This is a genomic window from Anaerococcus sp. Marseille-P9784, from assembly GCF_902500265.1.
GTDB lineage: Bacteria > Bacillota > Clostridia > Tissierellales > Peptoniphilaceae > Anaerococcus.
Map to the genome: position 1 here is coordinate 32,256 of NZ_CABVOZ010000002.1, position 17,058 is coordinate 49,313.

General features: G+C 29.2%; 14 protein-coding genes. 5 read left to right on the top strand and 9 right to left on the bottom strand.

What is annotated here, in order from left to right; all coding sequences use genetic code 11:
* Positions 1-128: 128 nt before the first annotated feature.
* The 3 genes from clpB to GAN53_RS03890 all read right to left on the bottom strand — a co-directional run bounded on the left by clpB (position 129) and on the right by GAN53_RS03890 (position 4,321).
* A complete protein-coding gene (gene clpB / locus GAN53_RS03880; protein WP_151409680.1) occupies positions 129-2,714 on the bottom strand; it encodes an ATP-dependent chaperone ClpB in 2,586 nt (861 codons plus the stop codon).
* A 2-nt stretch (positions 2,715-2,716) separates the two neighbouring features.
* A complete protein-coding gene (locus GAN53_RS03885) occupies positions 2,717-3,643 on the bottom strand; it encodes a DnaJ domain-containing protein (RefSeq protein WP_151409681.1) in 927 nt (308 codons plus the stop codon).
* A gap of 159 nt (positions 3,644-3,802) precedes the next feature.
* A complete protein-coding gene (locus GAN53_RS03890; protein ID WP_099320849.1) occupies positions 3,803-4,321 on the bottom strand; it encodes an adenine phosphoribosyltransferase in 519 nt (172 codons plus the stop codon).
* A 125-nt stretch (positions 4,322-4,446) separates the two neighbouring features.
* Between GAN53_RS03890 and GAN53_RS03895 the strand changes: the two genes are divergently transcribed.
* Positions 4,447-4,737, top strand: coding sequence for a cupin domain-containing protein (locus tag GAN53_RS03895; protein WP_151409682.1), 291 nt, complete (start codon positions 4,447-4,449; stop codon positions 4,735-4,737).
* Positions 4,738-4,779: 42 nt separating this feature from the next.
* On the opposite strand, the gene lepA is transcribed toward GAN53_RS03895, so the two are convergent.
* Together lepA and lepB are read right to left on the bottom strand one after the other, a co-directional pair.
* On the bottom strand, positions 4,780-6,600 hold the full coding sequence (gene lepA / locus GAN53_RS03900; protein WP_151409683.1) for a translation elongation factor 4: 1,821 nt from the start codon (positions 6,598-6,600) through the stop codon (positions 4,780-4,782).
* Positions 6,601-7,212, bottom strand: coding sequence for a signal peptidase I (gene lepB / locus GAN53_RS03905; RefSeq protein WP_151409684.1), 612 nt, complete (start codon positions 7,210-7,212; stop codon positions 6,601-6,603).
* A gap of 148 nt (positions 7,213-7,360) precedes the next feature.
* Between lepB and rpsT the strand changes: the two genes are divergently transcribed.
* Positions 7,361-7,630 (top strand): 30S ribosomal protein S20, encoded by a 270-nt coding sequence (gene rpsT, locus GAN53_RS03910; RefSeq protein WP_151409685.1) that lies wholly within the window; start codon positions 7,361-7,363, stop codon positions 7,628-7,630.
* Between the two features lie 60 nt (positions 7,631-7,690).
* On the opposite strand, the gene holA is transcribed toward rpsT, so the two are convergent.
* Genes holA through GAN53_RS03925 form a run of 3 tightly spaced genes read right to left on the bottom strand, consistent with a single transcriptional unit; the run spans position 7,691 to position 12,000 of the window.
* Positions 7,691-8,704: a DNA polymerase III subunit delta gene (holA, locus tag GAN53_RS03915; RefSeq protein WP_151409686.1), complete on the bottom strand. Its 1,014-nt coding sequence runs from the start codon at positions 8,702-8,704 to the stop codon at positions 7,691-7,693.
* Between the two features lie 14 nt (positions 8,705-8,718).
* A complete protein-coding gene (locus tag GAN53_RS03920) occupies positions 8,719-9,789 on the bottom strand; it encodes an FAD-dependent oxidoreductase (protein ID WP_151409687.1) in 1,071 nt (356 codons plus the stop codon).
* A gap of 30 nt (positions 9,790-9,819) precedes the next feature.
* Positions 9,820-12,000, bottom strand: coding sequence for a DNA internalization-related competence protein ComEC/Rec2 (locus GAN53_RS03925; RefSeq protein WP_151409688.1), 2,181 nt, complete (start codon positions 11,998-12,000; stop codon positions 9,820-9,822).
* Between the two features lie 65 nt (positions 12,001-12,065).
* Here GAN53_RS03925 and GAN53_RS03930 point away from each other — a divergent pair, with 65 nt between their 5' ends.
* The 3 genes from GAN53_RS03930 to GAN53_RS03940 all read left to right on the top strand — a co-directional run bounded on the left by GAN53_RS03930 (position 12,066) and on the right by GAN53_RS03940 (position 16,400).
* On the top strand, positions 12,066-12,692 hold the full coding sequence (locus GAN53_RS03930; RefSeq protein WP_151409689.1) for a hypothetical protein: 627 nt from the start codon (positions 12,066-12,068) through the stop codon (positions 12,690-12,692).
* A 209-nt stretch (positions 12,693-12,901) separates the two neighbouring features.
* Entirely contained in the window at positions 12,902-14,656 is a 1,755-nt protein-coding gene (locus tag GAN53_RS03935; RefSeq protein WP_151409690.1) for an ABC transporter ATP-binding protein, read from the top strand.
* A complete protein-coding gene (locus GAN53_RS03940) occupies positions 14,640-16,400 on the top strand; it encodes an ABC transporter ATP-binding protein (protein ID WP_151409691.1) in 1,761 nt (586 codons plus the stop codon). Before GAN53_RS03935 ends, GAN53_RS03940 begins: the two co-directional genes overlap by 17 nt.
* 58 nt (positions 16,401-16,458) lie before the next feature.
* Here the strand turns inward: GAN53_RS03940 and GAN53_RS03945 are convergent, their stop codons facing one another.
* Complete coding sequence (locus GAN53_RS03945; RefSeq protein ID WP_151409692.1) at positions 16,459-17,049, bottom strand: TVP38/TMEM64 family protein; 591 nt, start codon at positions 17,047-17,049, stop codon at positions 16,459-16,461.
* Between the last annotated feature and the right edge of the window lie 9 nt (positions 17,050-17,058).

Sequence of the window (17,058 nt, forward strand, 5' to 3'; positions counted from 1 at the left end):
TTATTAATTATCAATAATATTTTAAATATAGAAATATATTTCGTCAATAGAAAGTCTTAAATATTTTATATAAAAGAAAAAGTGCCTAACTTAATATTTATAAATTAAGTTGGCACTTTCTTAGCTATTTATTTTTTTCTAATTTTTAGCGCTTTATTTTCATCTACATCCAAAATAGCTGTATCTTTTTCTATTATATTTCCTTCGATTATCATTTTGCCAAGTTCAGTTTCCACATGAGTTTGTAAAAATCTTTTTACAGGTCTTGCTCCATATTCTACATCGTAAGCTTTTGCTAAAATGTATTCTTTAGCAGCTCCTGTTATTTCAAGTTTAATATCTAAATGATCAAGTCTTTTTTGAATATCTGCTATTTGTAAGTCTATTATCTTATAAACTTCCTCCCCAGTTAGTGGGTTAAACATTACTATATCGTCAATTCTGTTTAAAAATTCTGGTCTAAAGGAAGATTCAAGAGCTTTTTTAACCAAATCCTTACTATTTTGATCAATTGTTCCATCATCTTTTAAGCCGTCTAAGAGGTAATGGCTACCGATATTTGAAGTCATGATTATGATTGTGTTTTTAAAATCAACAGTTCTTCCCATTGAATCAGTAAGTCTACCATCATCTAAGACTTGTAATAAAATGTTAAATACATCTGGGTGAGCTTTTTCTATTTCATCAAATAAAATTACAGCATAAGGCATACGACGTACAGCTTCTGTAAGTTGGCCACCTTCTTCATAACCAATATAGCCTGGAGCAGCACCGATTAATCTTGAAACGGAATATTTTTCCATATATTCACTCATATCAATTCTTATCATGTGTTTTTCATCATCAAACATTGCTTCTGTCAACGCTTTTGCAAGTTCAGTCTTACCAACTCCAGTAGGACCTAAGAAGATAAATGAACCAATTGGCTTATTTATATCTTTTAGTCCACTTCTAGCACGAATTATGGCATCAGAAACAGATTTTATGGCAACTTCTTGGCCTATGACTCTTTGATGAAGTTTTTCTGGAAGTTTTAGAATTTTTTCCCTTTCGCCTTCTACAAGCTTAGATACTGGAATTCCAGTCCAATTGCTAACTACATCTGCAACATCTTCATCTGTTACTTCTTCTTTGATAGAATCATCTTCGTTTTGCTTAGACTCAAGACTCGCATTTTTTAATTTTTCTTCAAGAGATGCTAATTTGCCATATTTTAATTCTGATAATTTTTCAAAGTCGTATCTTCTTTCAGCTTGTTCTATTTCAACTTTAACTCTATCAATTTCTTCTTTTATTTTTTTGATATCATCGATAGATGATTTTTGTTCTTTCCATTTTAGGAAATCTTGATCGTATTTTTCTGACAAATCTGCCAATTCTTTTTCAAGAGTTTCTAGCCTTTTTTTAGAATTTTCATCTTCTTCTTTTTTTAGAGCGGTTATTTCAATTTGTATTTGTAATAATTTTCTTTTCTGCTCATCTAAGTAGGCTGGCATAGTGTCAATTTCTGTACGAACCGTTGCACAAGCTTCATCCATAAGATCTATTGCCTTATCTGGCAAAAATCTATCTGTTATATATCTATCTGATAATTCTGCTGCTGCAATTACTGCACTATCTTGAATTCTAATACCGTGAAAGATTTCGTATTTTTCCTTAATTCCTCTAAGAATACTTATGGTATCTTCAATTGATGGTTCATTTACCATTACTTTTTGGAAACGTCTTTCTAAGGCTCCATCTTTTTCAATATATTCCCTATATTCATTTAAAGTTGTCGCTCCAATTACCTTTATTTCTCCACGAGCTAGCATTGGTTTCATTATATTAGATGCATCCATTGCTCCTTCGCTTTTTCCAGCTCCAACAAGAGTATGAATTTCATCTATAAACATTATAATTTGACCATCAGATTTTTCTATTTCGTTAAGAACTGCCTTGAGTCTCTCCTCAAATTGTCCACGATATTTTGCTCCTGCTACTAAAGCGCCCATATCAAGGGAAAATATTTTTCTTCCTTGGAGCGGTTCAGGAACATCGTTATTTACAATTCTTTGGGCTAAACCTTCTACAATTGCAGTTTTACCAACGCCAGGATTACCAATCAAAACTGGGTTGTTTTTCTTTCTTCTTGATAAAATCCTTAGAGCATTTCTGATCTCATTATCTCTTCCTATAACCGGGTCGATTTTTCCTTCTCTTGCTTCTTTGGTCAAATCTCTACCAAATTTTTCCAAAGGGTTTGTGGTTTCTTCTGGATTATCTGTAGTAACTTTTTGACCTTTCCTGACCTTTGCTATAGAATTTTTAAAATTTTTATAAGTTAAGCCATAGGTATTGTTAGTATCAGATACATCGCTCTTTTCATTTAATAAAGATAGGAAAATGTGCTCTGCTGATACAAAGCTATCTCCCATAGCCTTTGCCTCATCTTCAGATTTTAGTAAAATTCTAGTAAATGTTTGGGTTGGATAAATATTTGATCCACCTCTTACTTGTGGAAGTTTTTCCATCATATTTTTAATTTCTTCTCTATAGCTATTAAAGTCAATATCCATAGTTTTAATGACTTGTGAAACTATAGAATCTGAATTTTCAATTAGGGCAAAGTTTAAATGAATCTCATTAACATCAGGATTTGAATTTTTGATAGCTATGTTATTGGCATTATTTATAGCCTCTAATGATTTTTGTGTAAATTTGTTGTAATCCATAATTATTCCTCCACTTCTTGTAATTTCTCGTATAATTCTTTTGCTTCTTTTGATAGATTTTTAGGGTTATCGATGATTAATTCTAAAATCAAATCACCCTTATTACCCTTTCTATCGGTGTAACCGTATCCTTTTAATCTCATTTTTTGACCTGAATTAGTCTCTTTTGGAATATTTACCATTAGATTGCCATCAATGGTTGATATCTTCTTTTTGCAGCCAAAATACGCCTGCCATGGAAGTATTCTTTCTCTTTTTATAATATCAATTCCATCAAGTCTTCTATCATCTTCATCCTTAATAATAATTTTTGCTAAAATATAAGCATTTATTCCATATTTTGATCCATCAATTTTTATCTTATTATTATTTTTAATTCCCTTAGGAATATTAATTTCTATATTTTTTATTTCGTTAGAATCTTTCACACTTACAGATTTCTTGCAACCCTTAATTGCTTCATCAATAGAAATTTCTATTATGGTATTTAAGGTGTTTTTTTTCTTAGAAGTGAAAGTTGATCCATTGGTAAATCTTTGAGATCCTGGCCTAAAGTTAGATGAACTTTTTCCAAAATTTCCAAACAAAGAATCAAAAAAGTCTGAAAATCCACTATCAGAACCTGTTGTATATGTGTAAGAAGATCCTCCAAAGTTTCCAAAATCAAAGCCAAAATCATTTGGATTAAAGTTTTGACCAGCTGAAAAATTGGCATTTTTGCCAAAAGTATCGTATTTTTTTCGCTTTTCAGGATCTGATAAAACCTCGTAAGCTTCGTTTACTTCGGAAAATTTATCTTTTGCATCTTTATCATCTGGATGAAGGTCTGGGTGGTATTTTTTGGCAAGTTTTCTATAGGCCTTTTTAATTTCGGCATCACTCGCTTTTTTGTCCACTCCCAAAATTTCATAATAATCTCTATATTTCATCTTATCCTCCATCGTATTTGTGTTTGACCATCTCTGACCTTAATAGAATTATACTATCTTGATATTAGTATTCAAGTAATTAATTTAAAAAAAATAAAAAATTAAACAAGTTTAAATTATCTTATTAATCATAAAAAAGCCCTCAAAAGAAGGCTTATTTTAATGATCGTATTGAACAAGGGAAATAATTTTATAATCGCTTAGTTTTTCTCTGGCTTTTAGAGAGGTTAATTCTATTAGGAAAGCAAAAGCTGCTACCTTTGCTCCTTGAGATTCGATTAATTTAGCTGTTGCCTGTGCAGAACCACCAGTAGCTATCAAATCGTCGATAATAAGCACCTTATCTCCTTTGTTTAGAGCATCTTTGTGCATTTCAAGTTCATTTTGACCATATTCAAGATCATAAGAAACTTTTTCAATTTCTGCTGGTAATTTTCCTGGTTTTCTAACTGGTATAAATCCAACACCAAGTCTATCTGCAAGAGGTGCACCAAAAATAAATCCTCTTGATTCTATGCCAACTATATAATCAAAGTCCAAAGAAGCTACTTCTTTTTCCAAAAAGTCTAAAGATTCTTTAAAAGCCTCCTTATCTTTTAGCAAAGTTGTTATATCCTTAAAAGATATTCCCTCTACTGGATAATCTTCAATTACTCTAATTTTTGATTTTAATTCCATATCATCCTCCAGTTAAAATTATACCCTAAATGATTCAAATTTATCGAAATAAATATTTTTTATATCTTGTTTTATTCTTTTAATTTTGGTTATAAATATATTGTAAGAATAAGGAGATATAATTTATGAAATATAGCATAATCGACCAAGAAAAAAGAGCTCATAATATTTATGAATCAGAAAATCAAGTTGTTACTCATCTAAATATTAAAAAAGGAGAGGAAATTCCAAGTCATGATAGCCCAATGACTGTAATAGTTGTAATCTATCAAGGAGAAGTTTCTTTTACAGAAGAGGGTGAGACTTTTGTTATAAAACCTGGAGATATAGTTAGTCTAAAACCAGGTGTTAGTCACAGTTTATTAGCAAAAGAAGATAGTAAGTTAATGGTAATCAAATCTAAATTAGCAGATTAACTAAAAAAGCGATCTAGAATTTTTTCTGATCGCTTTATTATTTTAATTGGTATTTTCATCGTCGTATTTAAGAACTGCCAAAAATGCATCTTGTGGAACTTCCACATTTCCTAATTGGCGCATACGCTTTTTGCCTTCTTTTTGTTTTTCAAGAAGCTTTTTCTTTCTTGAAATATCGCCACCATAACATTTGGCAATTACATCTTTTCTCAAGGCTTTTACAGTTTCTCTAGCTATGATTTTGCCACCAATGGCTGCTTGGATTGGCACTGCAAATTGTTGGCGAGGAATTTCTTCTTTTAGTTTTTCTACAATTGATCTTCCTCTACTATAAGCACTATCTTCATGAACTATAATTGAAAGAGCGTCGACAACTTCCTCATTTATTAAAATTTCAAGTTTTACAAGTTTTGCTTTTTGATAGCCTATTAGCTCATAATCTAGTGAAGCATAGCCTTTGCTTCTAGATTTTAAAGAGTCAAAGAAGTTATAAATTACTTCGTTTAGTGGAATTTTGTATTTAATAGAAACTCTCGATTGATCAATATATGTCATATCAACCATTTCTCCCCTTCTATTTTGAGCAAGATTCATAACCTGTCCTATATAATCTTTCGGTGTAATAATTTCTACCATAGTAATAGGCTCTTCTATATATTCAATGTTTGCAGCTTCTGGAAAATCGTTAGGGTTTTGTATCTCAATTTCTTCATCGGCATTTCTCATCTTTACCTTATAAATTACAGATGGAGCTGTTGCGATAATGTTTAAATCATATTCACGCTCTAGTCTTTGGGTTATTATATCCATGTGCAATAATCCCAAAAATCCTGCACGCAAACCTACCCCTAAGGCTTGTGAATTTTCTTGTTCATAGACCAAGGCTGCATCATTTACCTGTAATTTTTCTAGGGCATCACGAAGTTTATCAAAGCTTTCCCCTTCTGCTGGATAGATTCCAGAATAAACCATAGGCAAAACTTCTTTGTAACCTTCAAGTGCTTTTGCTGTAGGATCGTTGGCATTTGTAATGGTATCACCAACTCTTGCATCCTTAACTTCTTTTATACTTGCTTCTATAAAACCAACATCACCTGATCTTAATTCTTTGGTTTCTATACGAGTTCTCATGGTATAGCCTACAGTATTTACTTCATAGGTCTTACCTGTATTCATCATTTTTATCGTATCGCCTGGTCTTACAATTCCCTCAAAAATTCTAACATAGCATATTACTCCCCTGTAAGAATCATAATAAGAATCAAATATCAAGGCTTTAAGTTGCTTATCATCGTGATCTTCAGGTGCTGGAATATTTTTTACTATATCTTCTAAAACATCTTCAATATTTAAACCTGTTTTAGCAGAAACTAGTGGGATGTTATCGGTATCTAAACCAATTTGGCTTTCGATTTCAGCTTTTGCTTCATCAACTCTTGCAGATGGCAAGTCGATTTTGTTTAATACTGGCAAAATTTCCAAATCTTGTTCTAACGCAAGATATGTATTTGCAAGAGTTTGTGCTTCAACTCCTTGAGAAGCATCCACAACAAGTATAGCTCCCTCGCAAGCTTTAAGAGATCTTGAAACCTCATAATTAAAATCAACATGGCCTGGGGTATCTATTAAATTTAGATCGTAGATCTTACCATCTTTTGCTGAATAATGAATTTTTATTGACTTTAATTTAATTGTAATCCCACGTTCTCTTTCAAGTTCCATATCATCGAGAATTTGAACGCCAGTCTCTCTAATATCAATATTTTCAGATCTTTCAATTAATCTATCAGCCAGTGTACTTTTACCATGGTCTATGTGGGCTATTATCGAAAAATTTCTAATGTTATCTTTTTTTGCACTCATCTAATTTGTCTTTTCTCCATAAGGATTGTTATCTATTAAACCAAAATCAGAAAATGGATAAATTCTAAAGAAAGCATGTCCCACTATCTCATCTTTTAAAATTGGTCCAAAGTTTCTTGAATCGTTGCTAGCTCCTTCTAATCTATTATCACCCATGACAAAATACTCATTTTCTGAAAGTTGCCACTCTAATCCGCCATTTTCAGGCAAAGTATAATCTACAGAAGTATAAGGTTCTTGTAACTCTTCTCCATTTAGGTAAACTTTGTCATCTTTTAGTGAAATTGTATCTCCAGGAATGCCCACAACTCTTTTTACATAAAGTCTATTAGGATAATCAGGGGCATCCAAAATAATAATTTGTCCTCTCTTATAGCTTGTAAAATGCTTGCCTATTTTATTTACTAAGAGCATATCATCGTGGTGTAGAGTATTAAGCATAGATTTGCCAGAAACTCTTGTTGCATCAACAATAAAAAGTTTAAGAACTAAGGCTATTAATAAAGCTGTAAGTATTGTTTTTATCCAATCGATGATAGTATCTTTTAAGCTATCCTTTTTTACTTCAGTTTTTCCTTTTTGTATTTTTATCTTTTCGTTATTATCTTCCATAATTCTCTCCTTATTTTCTCTTATATTATAAACTAAAATTAAAAAACTTCAAAAATATAAATTTTGTCAAATTTACTTGTAAAATATACAAATGTATGGTAGAATAAATCAGTCAAGCAAAAATAAAAGCAAGAAAGAAGGTGAAAATATGGCAAATATAAAATCAGCAAAAAAGAGAATTGAAACAAACAAAAGAGATACTCTAAGAAATAAATCTCGCAAGTCTGAAATCAAAACTTACATCAAAAAATTTGATCAAGCTTTAGAAGCTGGTGATTTAGACAATGCTAATCAAATCTTCAAACACGTTGACAAAAGATTAAAACAAGCTGAATCTAAAAATGTTTATCACAAAAATAAAGTTGCTAGAACAAGTTCTAGATTACAAAAAGCTTTAAACAAGGCACAAAACGCATAATAAAATGAGTAATTATCAGTATTGGATCCTCACATATGATTACTGATAGTTACTCATTTTTTAATTGCATATTTTATTTATAAAAATTAAAGTTTCTATTTTCATATCAAAATCTTGAGATTTTTGTCTAATTTCCATATCAAAAAGTCTTTTGTGAGCGGAAAATAGATCATCCAAAGTGAAATTATTTTCAAATTCTCTTAGTTTTTTTAGTTCATAAGTTCCTATGGAAATATTTTTCATTATAAAAGAATCGTTCTTGCCATTAATTTTTAGTGTCTTATAGGCTATTAAATTTCTAATTTGTCTTATAATCATATGAAAAATCATAAATAAATCATCATCTTTTTCCGCCATTTTTAGATATATTTCTGTAGCGGATTTTGCATTTCTCATACTTATTGCATCGGTTAGATTAAAGATATTTAAGTTTAAAATTTCATCTAGCTGGCTTCTAACATCTTCAATTTTTATAATCTCATCAGTTGAATTTGCTATTATTTTATCAATTGTATTTACAACTTCATATAAGTCTATTTCGCTATCTTTTTGTAGATAAGAAAATCTATCGATAATTTCTCCTATCATTGATTTTTGTATTTTTTTATTATTTCTAACAAATCTTCTTCCAATAAAAGTTTCTAGGTCTTTTTTGCTAAGTCTTTCGATTCTTACAATATTGGCATATTTTTCTATTTTTTTATAAAATTTTCCTTTAAAGGGTCTATTATCAGAAAAAATCAAGAAGTTTGCGTAAGCCGGGAAATTTTCAAGGTCTTTTGTGATATTTGCAAGTATTTCTTCATAATCTTTTATAGAGTTTTTGGAAAGATCGATGTTTTTCCAGACTATATATTTTTTTTCTTCCATAACCGGATATGTTTCATATGCTGTTTTAATAGTTTCAAAGTCACACAAGCCTTTTATTTCTATATAATTAAAATCTGGAATACTTACCAAACTTTTTGTCGTTTCAATAATGCTATCAGATAGAAATTTTTCTTCTGAATCTATAAGATAAATTCCTTTTGTATTTTTATCTAATAGAATATTCATAAATTCTTTGTAATTCATCTATATTTTCCTTATTATATTTTCATATAATCTCTATCAATTTTATCTTTTATAAGCCAAGATATTTTACCAAAACTTGCAAATTTTCCGTAGTTTGATAGGGCATATTTATCTCCACAATTTATTATTTGCAAGTATTTTTCTTGTGGCTTATAAGTTATAAAATCACTTTCATTATTTATCATCTTTTTGAGATTTTCATACAAAATAGGAGCTTCTCTTATAGCAAAAACTCCTGCTTTTGGCATTTGAGGATATTTATTTATAGTACAAACATCGCCCATAGCAAGTATATTTTCTCCTGCAAAAAGTCTTTCATCAACTTTTATATAATTTTTTTCAAAGAGATCAAAGCCCATAAAGTCAATATCCTGACCCCTAAATCCTGAACTTACAAAGCAAAAATCGAATTCATGTGTTGTCTTGTTTGTGAAAATTTGCTTATCTCTTATCTTTAAAACTTCTTCATTTTTATATATATTTATATTTTTCTCTGTCAAAATTTTTTCAAATTTCTTTTTTGCTTTTGTGTTAAAATTCTTAAGAATCTCTCCTTTTGTAACAATATTTACAGAAGCTTTTTTGTAGGAAGTTTTTAAAGCTAATCCTAATTCTATACCAGAAGCTCCTCCTCCTACTAAAAATATATTTAAATTTTCCTTATTTTTGTAATTTTCATTTAATATTTCTTTTGATTTGACAATATTTGCTATAGGTTTGACCAAAATAACATTTTCCGAATCGATTGGAAAATTAATATTCATAAGAGATCCTAAGTTTATTGACAAAAAATCATAGCTATAAGTATTTTTCTCAGTTTTTATGGCCTTGTTTTCTTTGTCAATAGAAATAATTTTTTCTTCTATATATTTTACCCCTGCTTTTTGGCAAAGATTTCTTACATCAAAAGAAATTTCATCTTCACTATAAATTCCTTCCATAAAAGCTGCCAACATCCCTGAGTAATATTGCTTTTCGTTGTCTGTTATTAGTATAATTTCAAAGTTTTCTATTGGTTTTTTTAATAAATTTTTAAGAATATTTATATGTCCGTGGCCACCACCAGCTAAAATTATTTTTTTCATAATATCTCCTTAATTTTAAAATACGCAATTTTACTTAAAATATCCACCTTTCAAATATGGATCTATTTTTACTTTTTTATCAAAACTAATTTTTACCATTCCATCTTTTTGGCTGTTATAAATTTTTACCCCTGATAAATTTTCTATAACTTCCTTGTGTGGATGTCCATATATATTATTTCTACCTGCAGATATTAGAGCTACTTTTGGCTTTACATTGGATAAAAAATATTTAGAAGTAGAAGATCTTGACCCATGATGAGATACTTTTAATATATCAGCTCTTAAATCTAATTTATCTTCATATTCTTTTGGCAAGTCTCCCAAAGTTAGTATTTTTTTCTCTTTAATAATAATCAAAAATCCTGTTGAATGGCTATTTTCTTCTCCTTCAATTCCTTGAAAAACGCATTTTATTGTCCCATTTTTAAGTTTTATTTTCTGATTTTCTTTAATAACTTTTGCCTTATATTTTTTGATTAATTTTTTATTATGTGGGCCTGTTATTAGACATTCGACTTTGAAATTGTCGTATAGGGTCTCTAAATTTCCACTATGGTCTGAGTCTTCGTGAGAGATAAAAACTCCCTTTATTTTTTTTATTCCTAGTGATTTAAGATAAGGAACTAAAATTCTTTGACCTGAGTCATAATCATCGTATTTGGGACCACCTACATCAAATAAATAATAATCTCCTCCATCATTTAACAAAAATGCATCTCCTTGACCAATATCTATCATAGTAAAGCTTACTTCAGGTTTTAGCAAATCTTTTATAGGACTTATGCTTACAAAAAGTAAATTTATTATAAGAAATTTTTTAAATAATGCTCTATTAGATTTTTTTATGTAAATTAGCGCTAAAACTAACAAATAAAAATATATGCAAATTAAGATGCTAGGATGGGCAAAGTCAATTGTTAGAAATTTTATTGTATTTAAAAGATGGCTAATATTTGTAATACTTAAAACAAGATAATTAAGTATTGTAAAAACTGGTTTTAGAAAAGCTTTCGCCAATGGATAAAGCAAAGTTATGCCAAAAATCAAATACATAGCTAGGGTAAAAATTGGAACTATCAAAAAGTTTGCCAAGATGCTTAATAAATTTATTTTCCCAAAATAATAAATCGTAAATGGAAAAAGTGTAGCCTGAATAGTAGCTGTAAATCCAAGATTTTCCATTATAAGCTTATCCTTAAAATACTTTTTAAATTTTGGATAGATTAAGTAAATTCCACTTGTTGCAACAAAGGATAATATAAAGCCAGAGTTTAATATAGCAAAGGGATTAACTAATAAAATTAGTGTAGCTGCTATTAGCAAAGCTTTGATTTTATCGAAAGGCTTCTTGTACAAAAATCCTAAAAATCCAATCAAATTAACCAACAAAACTCTTATAACAGAAAAAGGGAAAGCTATTAAATATCCATAAAATAAGCAAATAGAAAGAGCAAAAATGTAAGCCTTTTTGTAATCTAAATTAAAAATATTAAAAATAAAAATAATAGCTGCAAAGAGCAAATCAATATGAAAACCAGAAACAGCCAAAATATGAGATAGTCCCAGATTTCTAATATCGTTATTTTCCAGCAAATTTTCCCCTAAAATAACCGAAATTACAAAAGAGGATGATTTCTTGCTTAGATTTTTTTCATATATATTGTGGATATAAGAATAAAATTTTCTCCTTAATTTTAATAAAAAATTAGAAGTTTCCCCTATTTTTTTAAATTCTTTTATATCAAGATTACTTGCTACATTTTTGGAAATCAGATAATTTCTATAATTAAAAAGATTTGGATTGGTATTTCTATTTGGAATATTAATATCGGCATCAACAAATAGTTTATTCCCTATTTCGAATTCATAATCAGAGAAAATGACCGATTTCTCCTTGATTTTTTTACCCTTTACTCTTACAAAATACCTATAAGAATCCTTTGTTTCTCTTTTTTGAAGAATTGTTACATTAGCCTTGATATTTTTGAAATCTTTTAGCTTATAAGAATTAAAGTTTAGAAGACTTAATGAAAATCCCAGACCAATGCCAAGGCTTATAAGTAAGTATTTCTTGTCAATAAAAAGTAAAATTATAGATATTACTAAGATAAATCCTAGTAAAACAAGCGGATTAAGATTTTCAAAATTAATGAAAATTCCAATTCCACTTACTAAAGAAATCAAAAATAAAAAAATAAACTTTCTCATGGCCTTTCCTCGGGTATATTATATCATAAGAATTTATTTAAAGATGAACTTTATAGGAGAGAAAAATGCAAAAATTATATATGGACTATCCAGAAATTTCAAAAATAAAAGCTAATATAATCTCAAGACGCTATCTAGATGACAAAACTCAAATAATCCTAGATAGGACAATTTTTATGCCAAATTCAAAAGAATTTTTAGCTGATATGGGAACTATCTCTGCTATGGAAGTTTTAAATGTAGAAGAAAAAAAGGACAATATAATCCACACCATCCAAGGAAAGCCTCAAAAATCCGAAGTTTTTCTTGATCTTGATATGACAAACAGAAGAAAAAATCTCTCTTATAACACCGCCTACATAATTTTTAAGCTAATTTTTGATTCTTTTTATAGGTCAAGCTCCATAAATCTAATAAGAAAAGAAGAAGATTTTTTCATTGAAGTATGTGATTTTTATGATGTTTTTGATAAAAAACTGATACTCGATCAAATAAATTTTCTAATAGGAGCCAATCTTAAAATTGAAAGCAAGCAAGGAATTACAAAAATTGACCCTATTGGAGATGTGATTAATAATTTTATATGCTTTGATAATACAGGAAAAGTTCGTGGACTTATTTTTGAAAATATAGATATAAATAAAAGCTCACTAAAAATAAAAATTAAAGCTTGTGACGATATTCTAAAATGATGGTTTGATGCCGTCATTTTTTAATTTTATTTAAAAGTATTTACATTAAATTAATAAAGTGATATAATTTTATTATATTTTATGAAAGGAGTAGAAAAATGACAAAATTTAGAAAAAGCAAATTCGGAGAAAAATGTAACTAAAGTCATTGTAAGAAAATGCCTTACCTTGACTAAGAAAATCAAGGAGGTCGAGGTTTATCCTCATATATGAAAGAATTAAAATTTGTTTTTAAAGAAATGTGGTCAAAAGACCCATTTATGTATTTTATAATAGTCGCAACATCACTACTTAACGGAATCATTCCCTTTGTTTGGATTCTAGCACCTGCTTATGTCATAGAAAATAGAACACTCGGAATGAAGTTTTTTATTCCCTTTTTTATCGTATTATTTCTAATTACAAGCCTATCAAGCTTTTTTATTTCATTTCTTACTGGAAATTATCGAATGAGAATGAATAACATTAGATATGGACTTGCTATAAATATCATTGATTATAGTCTAAATTTATCCTACATTGATCAGCAAGATAAAAAACAAAGAGAAATTATTAATAATGCTTTGCGCGCTGTGGATAATCCTTTTCAAGGGATTGGTGGCATGATTTTAGAGATGCCAAATATGCTAGGACTAATAATTTCAAGTTTTGGCTTTATTTGGATTTTTTCGTCTATGGATTTTTATATTCTTGCCCTAACACTAATTTTAACTATTATCGCTGCTTATTTTCATAGAAAGGCAGCTAATATTGAAAGCGATTATTGGGTCGAAATGGAAGAATGTGAAGAGCAACTTATGCAAATGAATTATGAACTAAAAAATCCCCTATCTAAGCTTGATTTGATAATGTATGACATAATTGGCTTATTTAGAAAATATTTTCAAAATCTAATGGATTATAAAAATGATAAAACTAAGGAAGTTACCAAAAAGAACTTACAATTAGTTAGTGTTTTTGCTCTTATTTCCTTGCTAAGAGATATTATTATATTTTCTTGGATGATAAAAAATTTTCACGATGGCAATATAAATATTGGTCAATTTTACATATATTTTACAGCTGTTTTTTCTTTTATCTTATTTGTAGAAAGATTTTCCTTATATTTTGGTTCTTACATCAAAGATATGGGTTTTGCCAAATCTTATTTTAAGATTTTAGATAAAAATATTCAAAATTATGAAGAGTTTTCTGAAGATGATTTTGATATAGAACTAAGAGATGTTTATTTTAAATATCCATCAAATGACAACTACACTTTGAAAAACATCAATCTAAAGATAAAAAAAGGCGAAAAGATAGCTCTTGTTGGAGAAAATGGAGCAGGTAAATCAACCCTTGCATTAATTCTTGCAGGTCTTTACCAAGTAACTAGTGGTAAAGTTTTGATAAATGGAAAAGACCTTAGCGAAAGCAATATTGATTTAACAAAAATTGTATCTGCTGTTTTTCAAGATAGCCTGCTCTTACCCTATAGCATAAAAGAAAATATTTTGCTTAATTCTAACAAAGAAAACTTAGATGATCTTTACAAATTGACAGGGCTTGATGAAATAGTAGAAAAATTTGAAAAGAAGGACGATCAAATATTGTTAAGAACTCTAGATGATCAGGGCGTTGACTTATCTGGTGGCCAAAAACAAAGATTATTTTTAGCTCGTGCCTTAAATAAGAAAAATGCAAAGATGTTAATATTAGATGAGCCGACAGCCCAGCTTGATGCCATTGCAGAGCGAGATTTGTATGAGCTTTATAACACTTTGACTGATGAGTTATCAAGTGTATTTATTTCTCATAGACTTGCTTCAACGCAATTTTGCGATCGAATTATTTATTTGGAAAATGGAGAAATTACAGAAGAAGGAACTCACCAAGAACTTTTAGATGCAAATGGAAAGTACAAAGAGTTATTTGACATCCAAGCCAAAAATTATAAGGAGAATATTTATGAAGAATCTCTTTAAAATTTTAAAATTGATGAATGAACAAAACAAAGGATTTTTGCTAAAAGCAATCTCATTTTCCTTAATTCTTGGTATCCTACCCTTATATAATATCATAGCACCAAAACTTGTTATTGATGAATTTAACGGAGCTAGAAGATTTTCTATTATGCTTTTGATAGTACTTGGAGTTCTTCTTATTAATTTTATAAGCTCGGAGATAAATTTTTATTCAAGATTTTATTATATGAAAATTTTTCATAATTTCATCTTTGAATTACAATTTATGGTCAATGAAAAAGTTTTAAGACTTCCTATAGAATTAACCGATTCAAAATCCATACAAAACAAGGTAGAGCAAGCTTCTGAGGCTATTTGGTATGTCTATAGTCTTTTTGATGTATTTACAATGGTTGTAGGTGCGCTTATTACGGGAATAATATCGATAATAATCTTGATACGATTAAATATCTTCATTCCCCTACTAATATTAGGACTATTTCTATTAAATATTCCCTTAGCAAAAAAAATCAAAAAGAATGAAGTTAGCTATACAGAAAAAAGTGCCATTGAATCGAGAATTTATAGATACTATATGTATTTTTCTAAAGACTTTAAATATTCAAAAGACTTAAAAATTTACAAGGGCGAAAAACTAATTTTGGATAAGGCGGCTTTCCATCTTAATCAGATGTATAAAGTTAACCATAAATATTTCACTTCAAATGGTGCTTATTTAGGCTTAATGAATTTGATTAATAACTCTGGAGTAATTGTTTCATTTATCTATCTAAGCTTTAGACTTATTGAAAATACGCTTTCTATTGCAAATTTCACCTTATATTTAAACTCTCTTATAAGACTAATAGATGGTTTAAATATCCTCCAGCAAAATGCTGCAAATATTATGGGAGCAAATACAATACTTGAAGTTCTATTTGAATTTCTTGCTATAAAAGAAGATGAAAGTACAGAAAACGGGATAAAAGATATAGATTTATCAAATGTGAAAATAGAATTTAAGAATGTATCTTTTAAATACCCGACAAGTGAAGAGTATATCTTAAAAGACTGTTCATTTGTCATCAATCCTGGCGAAACACTTGCTCTTGTCGGAAGAAACGGTGCAGGTAAATCTACCATAGTAAAGCTTTTGTGCAGATTTTATGATGTGAGTAGCGGAGAAATTTTACTAAATGGCATTAATATAGAAAATATAGACAAAAATTATTATTACCAAATACTTTCTCCAACTTTTCAAGATTTTAGACTCTTTCCTTTTAGGATTGATGAAAATGTCGCAACTATTGGTCATGAAGAAATTACCGATAAGGATTATGACGAAATGGATAAGTCCTTTAAGCTTTTAAATATCGAAAATTGGGTTGATTCTTTAACCAAGAAAAAAGCCAATTACATTACTAGCTTATTTGACGATAAGGGAATCGAACCATCTGGAGGACTTGGTCAAAAACTAGCACTTTCTCGTTCTATGTACCATAAGGGCAAATTCATTATAATGGATGAGCCGACAAGTGCTTTAGATCCAAGAAGTGAACAGGAAATTTTTGAAAATATGCTAGAGATAACAAAAGATCAGACTTCCCTATTCATATCTCACAGACTTTCCTCAACCAAATTTGCGGATAGAATCCTTGTTTGCAATAATCACTGTATAGAAGATACTGGAACTCACGATGAGCTAATGAAGAAAAATAAATTATACAAAGAAATGTTTGAAACACAAGCAGAATTATACACTTAAAAACGATTAGAAAAATGATGTGATCCAATTCTAAGGATCACATCAAATCTAATCGTTTTTAAAATTTATTAACAATAAAATCAAGACCCATAGCCCAACCCATGGAATATAGGAATATTGATGGTGGTTTGCACAAAAGAATTATGGTTGCAAACTTTTTAAAACTCATATCTGTAAGGCCTGTTAGATAACATAAAAAATCATCTGGTGCTACTGGCAATAAAATTGCTATAGCAAAAAATTTCTCGTAAGTCTTATCTTTTAGTTTATGCTTATATTTATCATAAGTTTCTTCGCCAAATATATCTAAAATTATTGATTTGCCAAAGGTTCTTGAAATGAAAAACACCAACATTGAACCTAGGCAAATGGAAATGTAATTGTAAATAAATCCCCAAAAAGCTCCAAAGATTATAACTCCAAACACTGTTGTAAGTCCTCCAGGAATTATTGGCACAACAATTTGTATGACCTGAATAAGCATAAATATTATGTGAGCCTTAGTTCCGTAGGATAAAATAAATTCTCTAAAGCTATCTATAGAATTAAAAAGACCTTTTTTATAACCTAAATATCCTAAAAAAGTAAGACCTACCAAAGCTATGACTGCTATTATATTGTACTTGTTTTTTCTTAGAAATTCTTTCATAAACGCTCT